Origin of the sequence: Ferruginibacter sp. (assembly GCF_031430955.1) — a bacterium.
Classification (GTDB): Bacteria; Bacteroidota; Bacteroidia; order Chitinophagales; family Chitinophagaceae; genus Ferruginibacter.
In genome coordinates, this window is the sequence record NZ_JANPCM010000233.1 from 1 (window position 1) to 8,462 (window position 8,462).

Annotated in this window: 8 protein-coding genes; 1 reads left to right on the plus strand and 7 read right to left on the minus strand. The window is 35.1% G+C overall.

What is annotated here, in order from left to right:
- The 7 genes from ACY65O_RS06530 to ACY65O_RS06560 form a co-directional block, all read right to left on the minus strand.
- Window positions 1-388 (minus strand): hypothetical protein (locus ACY65O_RS06530; protein WP_462220048.1); only part of this gene is annotated, 388 nt, incomplete at its 3' end.
- Between the two features lie 44 nt (window positions 389-432).
- Window positions 433-699: an acyl-CoA-binding protein gene (locus ACY65O_RS06535; RefSeq protein WP_462220049.1), complete on the minus strand. Its 267-nt coding sequence runs from the start codon at window positions 697-699 to the stop codon at window positions 433-435.
- Window positions 700-967: 268 nt separating this feature from the next.
- Window positions 968-2,395 (minus strand): hypothetical protein, encoded by a 1,428-nt coding sequence (locus ACY65O_RS06540; RefSeq protein WP_462220050.1) that lies wholly within the window; start codon window positions 2,393-2,395, stop codon window positions 968-970.
- An 86-nt stretch (window positions 2,396-2,481) separates the two neighbouring features.
- Complete coding sequence (locus ACY65O_RS06545; protein ID WP_462220051.1) at window positions 2,482-4,260, minus strand: hypothetical protein; 1,779 nt, start codon at window positions 4,258-4,260, stop codon at window positions 2,482-2,484.
- 283 nt (window positions 4,261-4,543) lie between these two features.
- Window positions 4,544-5,146: a hypothetical protein gene (locus ACY65O_RS06550; RefSeq protein ID WP_462220052.1), complete on the minus strand. Its 603-nt coding sequence runs from the start codon at window positions 5,144-5,146 to the stop codon at window positions 4,544-4,546.
- Window positions 5,097-5,687 carry a hypothetical protein gene (locus ACY65O_RS06555; RefSeq protein WP_462220053.1) on the minus strand — a complete coding sequence of 197 codons (591 nt, stop codon included), beginning with the start codon at window positions 5,685-5,687 and terminating at the stop codon, window positions 5,097-5,099. The genes ACY65O_RS06550 and ACY65O_RS06555 overlap by 50 nt, the downstream gene beginning before the upstream one ends.
- 206 nt (window positions 5,688-5,893) lie before the next feature.
- Window positions 5,894-6,520: a response regulator gene (locus ACY65O_RS06560; RefSeq protein ID WP_462220054.1), complete on the minus strand. Its 627-nt coding sequence runs from the start codon at window positions 6,518-6,520 to the stop codon at window positions 5,894-5,896.
- 224 nt (window positions 6,521-6,744) lie between these two features.
- Here ACY65O_RS06560 and ACY65O_RS06565 point away from each other — a divergent pair.
- Window positions 6,745-8,462: PAS domain S-box protein (locus ACY65O_RS06565; RefSeq protein WP_462220055.1), on the plus strand; the 1,718-nt coding region annotated here is incomplete at its 3' end.

Consider the following 8,462-nt stretch of genomic DNA (forward strand, 5'->3'; position numbering starts at 1 on the left):
GTTTACTTTCTTTTGCCATTGAGGAAACGAAATAATTTCGCTTTTCCATTGTGTTTGCATGTATAGCAAATAAGGCTGTAGTTATTGCTGCAGAGGTTTGGCTTGCACTGAGGTTTACAGGCTCTGGTTGTTTTGGACCTGGTTGCAGAGCTCCTGGAGTATTTCCCAAAATGTCTGAGAAGAAAATCGGATTATTACTAAAAGTAGCATAAGGGCTTTCGGCATCTTTTACTTCTGGGTCAACATTCCAACGCCTTCCTGTTCTGCTGTCGTATTCCCAATACATTGCAGTTGTGCTACCTTCAAATATTTCAGGTGTTTTCTCTTGTCCATTAAACCCATACCTGTATCCACTTCCAGCGGAATATTTTCGTCCCGTCATTATCATACCGCCGGGATAATAGTCAAAAAATCAAAGAACTTATTTTATAACTATGCGTTTACCCCCTTCAACTTTTCCACCAACGCTACATACTCTTCCATCGCCGCTTCTTTTGTTTTTCCTTTTATTGATGACCAGGCTTCGTATTTTGCTTTGCCGACAAAATCAAAAGGGTTGCTGGGAGCTTCGGTGTTTACATCTCCCTCTGTTCCCTGTTTATACAAAGAATACAGTTGCAGCAAGGTTTCGTTATCGGGCTTAGCAGGTAAGTTTTTGCTATCCGCAGCGGCTTTTTCAAATTGTTCTTTTAACTCCATAAAATGTATTTTTTACGAAGCTACTTTTTTTAAGGCAAAATAAAACAGGGGAGTTATATTTTGAATGGTAACATTATTTTTATCGCTGCCGAAAAGAGACCGCTGAGTAAACGCTCAAAAACTTCATGATACTTCTCTTTTAAATTTCTCCACGTTAATTTTTATTTGGTAAAGGACGAAAATAAAAAGAGCAGGAATTAGAAAACCCCCGCTGTGCTGTACTATTCCATTAAACTGCTTTTAAAAAAAGCTATGCAGAGAAAATTTATTAGTCTTTTAAAATATTTTTTTGTAGGACATTTTCACCATTTGATACTACAAGCACATACATACCCGATGATAAGTAGTTTTGTAAATTGATGGTGTAAACGCCTTCGTTTCTTATATCCAGTTTACCGATTTGTACAATTTGCCCGGCATTATTTGTAAGTGTATAAGTATAAGTGCCTTTTATTGCTGCAGCTGCATAAATATCAATCTTTTCAGCAACCGGGTTTTTAATTACATAAAAATCTTTACGGTCGTTTGCAGATTGTGCAATAACCACTATGCCTGAATATAAAATTTCTCCATTATTATTTACACAACGTAGCCGGTAATACACTTTATCCTGCATTGCTGCAACATCATCATAAGCGTATAATTCAATGCCTCCATTATTTTTAGCAGCCTGTACATTAATAGTTGTAAAATTAACTGCATCATTACTGCGTTGCAACTGGTATTGCTTTACACCTGTTTCGTTATTAATTGTCCAGTTAAGTTTGTTATAAGTTCCATTACGCTTTCCATCAAAACTAACAATGTTAAGAGGCAGTACATAAGCTACACTGCCAAGGGTAAACGTATTATTAAATGCCGATACACTGTTTGATGTAACAGCACCTGTAGTGGCAGTATTGCCTGTACCGGTGCCGCCAATACTTGCCCAAAAACTATCATTGTAATACACAGCTCTTATATTTGAAGTAAGCACCTGCGGCACAGGTACTTTGCTGTTATCCCAGTTCATTGCCACCATTGCACTGCCACCGCTTATTTTATTAATCGTCCAGTATTCATTTACATCTACTAATACCAATGGAGGAAAAAGACTGCTGGTATTTGGGGTTGGTCCGTCAAAGTATTTTACATTAAACTCACTTGTTGCTGTAAGGTTGGTTAATGCAATAGTTCTTTCGTAAGTTCCGTTGCCCACTGGAAAAATAAAATCGCTGTTACCGTTTTTTTTAACCCATCCGTTTACATGTTTACTGTCGTTATCGCCGGTATAAGATGCGCCTGATTCATAAATCATAAAATTTGGTGCAGCCGATGGAGTGATAAGTCCGGCTGTATAAGTATGCAGCCCACTTGCACTAAGGTTATTATTTAAAGTAAAGCCTGCGCTGTTATTGGTAACAAGATTAAATGTTTTAAAAGTTTGAGACCCTGCAATAGTTTGTGTAGCAGTACCATTTAAATACAAAGTTCCCGTACCCGCTGCCATTGATGCCTGGTTATTTGTAATGTTCTGGCTTACATACAGCCTGCCGTTATTAGTAAGTGCTGCGCCAGATGCATTGTTAAATGAGCCAAAAACAACTACTTCAGCTCCGGTATAAATTTGCAGGTTACCAGTGTTGGTTAACGCCTCCTGTGCATTTATATCCATACAAAAAAGAAGCAGTGCTACAGGTAATATTCTTATTTTCATATTTGGTATTTTACAGGATGTCTTAAGTATAACGCTATCAGTAATTTTGAAAACATTATCTATAAGCGGAGAAACTGTTTTTAATATTATTGTGTAGTTGCCAGCCACTGTATATCCTGGATTTTTATAACATCGCCGCTACCTGCAGAAGTATAATACACTTCAAAATAATCTCCTGCCACTATGTCTTCAAGAAATACAACAAAAGAAAACTGAAATGGCTGGTTGGCTGTAGTAATCCTGAGTGTTGTTTCGCCATACCTTGTTGTGGCTACCCCGTTTTTTACAATGCCAATTGAAATTACACTGTTAGTTTTATCAACCGAAAGGTTGCCGGCAATGGTGTAAATGCCATTACGTTTGTTTACAGGCTGGTAGGTTATTTTGTTATCAACTATTGTCCATTTACAGGTGGTGAAAGCTGTGTTAGCTCCCCAGTCTGCTTTATACCAGGTATTGGCTGTAGTTATTGTTTTAGTCGTATTGCTATTTAAAACATTAATAAAGCAATAGGGTTTTTTATCACCAATACCTGCATTGCTTACCAATATGGCATTGGCATCTCTGCCATCAGTTCGGGTAAAATCAAAACCTTCAATATATTTTCCTGTATTATTCCATGTATTTCCGGTAATGGAAATACTGGCAAATGCAGTAAAGCTGGAAGGCCTGTAAGTAATGGCTGTATCAGTGGCGGAAGAATTATAATACCCTCCCGATGCCAACTGGATAGTGGCCCCACTGCCTTTATCCAGGTTAATACCTTTTTTGCAATTAATAAAATCGCTCTCTGCTACTTTTAATATCACACCGGGTAAAGCTCCATGAACCAGTATGCCGTTTCTTTGCGCATTGGATATATCTGTTTCAAATACCCAAAGTTCGGCATTGGTTGAATCGGTGATGGTATTATAAAACCTGTCGAATGAACAATCTTTCACTTCATTATAAGTTCCGCTGCCCAAAAACCTTATGGCATCTTCACCTGCAGCAGTTCCGTAGTTTGATAATGTAGATGCATCAAAAGTCAGCATTTTAAAATAACACTCAGACAAGCACCTGAACATAGGTTTATTAGCCAACCCGCTTGCTGCATTAATGTTGACAGTACCGTACGATAAACCCTGCAGGGTTAAAGTATAGGGTAAATTAATATTAATAGTTGACCCAATGTCATAAGTAGAAAAGGAAAGCTTTATAATTGTATTACCAAACATGTGTACATTGAGAAAATCAATAGCTTCCTGAATGGTCGTCCAGCTTTCATTTTCAGCAACTATTAATAAATTTTCTGTAAATTTCTTTGCTTGTTTAATTACCCAGTTACCTCCTGTTGCCACATAGCTCTGCGCCATATATTTCGAAAGGTATGTATTGGTGCGTCCGTCCATAGTAGCAGCTCCGCTTCCGATAACCGTTATTAAATCGGTATGAGATCCAATATTTTTTACAGTAATTTCAAATCCATTATCCGCCGCAGTTATTCCCGGCAGGGTTAAAGTAATATCATTACTCGCCAACACAAATGTTTCTGATTTTGTTAATGTGGTGGTTGCCGATTTGCTTACAACATTCACATTTCCTGTTGCCAACGATTTCCATACAGTTCCATCCCAATAATAATAGCCATTACTTAATGTGCCGCCGGAGCTGAATACGAGCATACCTGCAGGCACCGTACCCGTAAGCGGAGCTGCAGAAGCCAGGCTGTTTAATGCCACTCTTGGTGGAAGAAATCCTTTGTTGGTGCTTTCCAGTTCAAGCAGCGAATTGCTGTTGATTGCAGCGGGGTTATCCCCTATCTTAACCTGTGCCTTTGCACAGATACTAAACAGAAGAACAGCAATAGTAAATAGATTTTTCATAATTAAATTATTGATTATTGACTAACTAATTGGATTATTAGTTTTGTATAATTGGATTATTGGTTTTGTACAATTAAAAATCAGTACTGTATCCGCTAAAACATTTTCTTCAATTACTGTTAATTTAATATTGTTTATATTATCAGTTTTTCTGCACACTTATCTACATCATTAAACAGCAATTAATAAAAAAAAGTAAAACAAAAACAAAAAAAAATAATATCGCTGTTTTCATAATTATTATTTTGCGGTAACCGGTTTTATTGTAGATTTTATTTTTAGCTTACCATTCTGCATTTATTCCAATAATAACATTCCTGTTTTTATTTAAAGGATTAAAAACATACACAGGGATAGTTATTTTTTTTATGACAAAGCCTGCTAAAAGCCCGTATTCATTTTCAAATGCTGCACCATGCATTTTGGTTTGCTGTGTACTAATGCCGGCATAAAACCATGGCTTTGGCAGAATGGCCAGTTCTGTCCAGTTAAAAAAGAAATTATTATTAATATCATCTTTACTAATTGTATATTGGTTTTGTGTTGAAATAAATATTTTCTTATACTCTATATCCATGTTCATTGCTAAAGCACCTCCATTAAAATTTCCAAATACCCATCCCACCATTGGGGTAATACTGTAACTGACTTTACTTTCTTTACCAAAATTTTTACCTAAGTAAACTGATGCTGTTTTAAGATCTTCGTAATTATACCTCAGCTCCGTATAAACGCCGTTTTTACCCTGGTGATGCAATACCGGCATCCATACATAAGCCTGACCACTACCGAAAAAATTATAATTTTCAATACCAGATTTGCTTTGTGCTGCAGTATTATGCTGCATCATAATGCTCCATATGATGATTAACGAGTTCTTCTTCACTTTCTACAATTTTTACTTTTGCATTTTGCAATTTGTCAAGCAATAATATTTCTTTAAGAAAAGGGTTCCAGTAAAATATCAGGCGCTCAATAGGTTTCCAAAGCACTACCCAGCTAAATACATCAATAGCATTGCTGAACATGGAGTGAATACGAGGATCTTGCCCGAAAAGGTTAGGAAGAATACCCTGGCAAAACATTACCACCAATATGCTTATACAAAGCAGGATATAATTTTTCTTTTTGAAATTATGAAACTCAACTTCTTTGAGCATTTTTTTTATTTGAAAATGGCGGCGTATTGTTCTCATAAGGGGTTCTACAATAAACCTCATACTGCCCGATTCGCTGCAAAAAATTTTGTAATCAATAACTGTATGCCTTCCGGCGCAGGCTACCGAATCGTTAAGATAATTTTGAAATTCCTGGCCAAGCTGTCTTCTTTCTAATCTTGCCGGGTCGTGTGGGTTAAAATAATCCCTGATACTGCTTTCATCTACATTAAGATAGATGCTGATCTTTCGGGTAGAGGATTTAATCATAAAAGTTTTTGAATTAGGATATTTTTTATTATTTGGCTAATGGATATACCAAATAATATTATGACTGTAAAAATCAATAATTAAATAATGATAAAATGTAGACTTATCTACAAATCTTATGTAGAAAAATTTCTATTATTTTTTAAATTAATGGCTGTACTTGCCAGAAATTGAAGAAAGAAGAAAAGGAAATCTATTTTTACTAACTATACTTTATAAACTGTAGCCAGTTCTTTTAGTTCCAGTATATTAGTTACGTTTAGTTTTTCAAACAAACGTGCTTTGTGGGTACCCACTGTTGAAACCTGGATATTTAGTATTTGGGATATATCGCTGACTGTTTTACCATTCAAAAGCAAAGCCACAATTTCAAACTCCCGGGGAGAAAGTTTATTAAAAGGGTTATCCGTTCTACCTGAAATTGAATCTTCGGCAATTTTATAAGCGAGGGTCTCGCTGATATATTTTCTGTTGTTAAGCACCAGGTTAATGGCTTTAATTATTTCTTCAAGAGGCGATTCTTTAGATACAAATCCGTAAGCACCTGCCTTCATAAACCTTTTGGCATAAGTATTTTCTGCATTTACAGAAAAGATAAGCACTTTAGCTTCTGGATACCTGATGTGTATATATTCCATTAAACCAAACGTATCTGTTTTGGGCATCTGAATGTCCATCATAATCAAATCGTAGGTATTCTCTTTTAATTTTTGGGTGGCAGTATCCCCATCACAAGCTTCGTGAATATCAGAAGATTTATATATTTCGGAAAGAAGGAGTTTCATTCCCGAGCGAACAATTACATGATCATCGATAATTAAAAATTTTTTCAAAGTAAGTACGATTTAGTATTTTAAGGTAAATAAAGATAGAAAAAATTCTACAAAAGATGGGATTTATTGCCATCGTTTAAAAATTAAAGACAATATAACTTGCGGATATTCTTTAACCAAATTTTTTGTAGCTTGTTTTTAACCATTTATACCTGTAAAAGCTCAAAATCCGTTCTTTTTACAATATCTATTAACCAATAGCTGCATTTTAATAAAGGCCTGTAATGAATAATATTAATGCTATTTCTACTTCTGCCGGGGATAGTTCCGGCTATTCGTTTGACCAAGACGAAGAAAAACATACAACATTTACTGAAAATTCATTAAGTGCATTTTTTACAACCATCCCTGGTGAAAATGGTTGTATTGCAGAAAGTAATGAAGCTGCATGTAAATTATTTGGTTATACTGCAGAAGAGTTTAAGGTAATTCGGCAGAAAGATATTATTGACTACACAGACAGTAATTTTCAGGAAGCTTTACAACACCCTGATAAAAACGGTTTTTTAAAAACAATTACAACAGGAATTAAAAAAAATGGTGACCATTTTCCTATAGAAATTTTCTCTGCAATTTTTATTAATGCCCAGGGAGAGCAAAGAACCAGTACTTTAATTACCAATTTAAGCGAACAAAAAAAATCGGCGTGGGAGCTAAAGCAGGTATTAGCCAGTATAACTGATGGTTTTTTTTCTGTTGATTTTAACTGGAGAGTTAAATACTGGAACAGGGAAGTGGAGAAAATATCGGGCATAAAAAAAGAAGAAATTACCGGAAAAATTTTTTGGGAGTTTTATACCGGGGCAAAAAAAAATCTATCTTATTTTAAAAATAAAAAAATACTTGAGAATAAAATATCTGTTCATTTTGAAGAATTTTATGAACCTGCCAATGTTTGGCTGGAGATAAATATTTATCCTTCAGAAACTGGTTTCTCTATTTTTTTTAAGGATGTTACAGAAACTAAACGATTAAAAGAATTAGAAAGAATTGAAAAAGAATTTTTAGAAAGCACTGCAGCATACAACAGTAAAATAGAAAGCAACCTATCGCATTATCTGAAGGAAATAGAAAAAATTCACCCTGGTATGCTATGCTCAGTATTAAAATTGAAGGATAACAGTTTATATAATTGGGCGGCCCCGTCTTTACCTCAAGAATATTGCAGTGTAATTGAAGGTGCTGTAATTGGAGAAAATACAGGCTCCTGCGGTACTGCTGCTTTTAAAAAACAAAAAGTAATTGTTGCAGATATTGAAAATGATATAAGATGGGCAGATTATAGAGAATATGCCCTTACTGCCGGTTTACGGTCGTGCTGGTCTTTTCCCATAATAAATTCAAAAAATGTGGTACTGGGTACCTTTGCCATTTATTATAAAGAGATAAAAACACCCACAAAAGAAGAAGAAAAAACCATTGAAAGGGCAAAGAATATCTTAACCATTATTCTTGAACATAAAATATCCGAAGAATTATTAAAAGCATCAGAAGAGAGTTACCGCTATTTATTTAATAATAATCCATCGAGCATTATAATTTGGGATATTAATGATTTAAAAATTGTTGAAGTAAATGAAACTGCTGTACAACTATACGGATATCCGAGAGAAGAGTTTTTACGCCTTACTATACCCGACATTCATCCTAAAGAAGAATCCATCTTTTTTTTAGAGCTGTTTCAGGAAGTTAAGGATGATTCATTTATAAAAAAAACATTGCAGCGCCATCACAAAACTAAAACAGGTTCTTCTTTAGTTTTAGAAATATCATCGCACATTATAAATTACAATGGTAAAAAAGCAGTGCTAACTTTAGGTAATGATATCACTGAAAAAATAAAATTGGAAAGCAGCCTGGTAGAAGTAAGAAAATTAAAGGAGCAACAAATTACCGATGCAGTAAGTATGGGGCAGGAACAAGAGCGCATGGACAGTGGTGA

Bases quoted from the DNA above. Each gene is read 5' to 3' on its own strand.
- ACY65O_RS06535 (WP_462220049.1), bottom strand. From the start codon at position 699: ATGGAGTTAAAAGAACAATTTGAAAAAGCCGCTGCGGATAGCAAAAAC.
- ACY65O_RS06540 (WP_462220050.1), bottom strand. From the start codon at position 2,395: ATGAAAATAAGAATATTACCTGTAGCACTGCTTCTTTTTTGTATGGAT.
- ACY65O_RS06545 (WP_462220051.1), bottom strand. From the start codon at position 4,260: ATGAAAAATCTATTTACTATTGCTGTTCTTCTGTTTAGTATCTGTGCA.
- ACY65O_RS06555 (WP_462220053.1), bottom strand. From the start codon at position 5,687: ATGATTAAATCCTCTACCCGAAAGATCAGCATCTATCTTAATGTAGAT.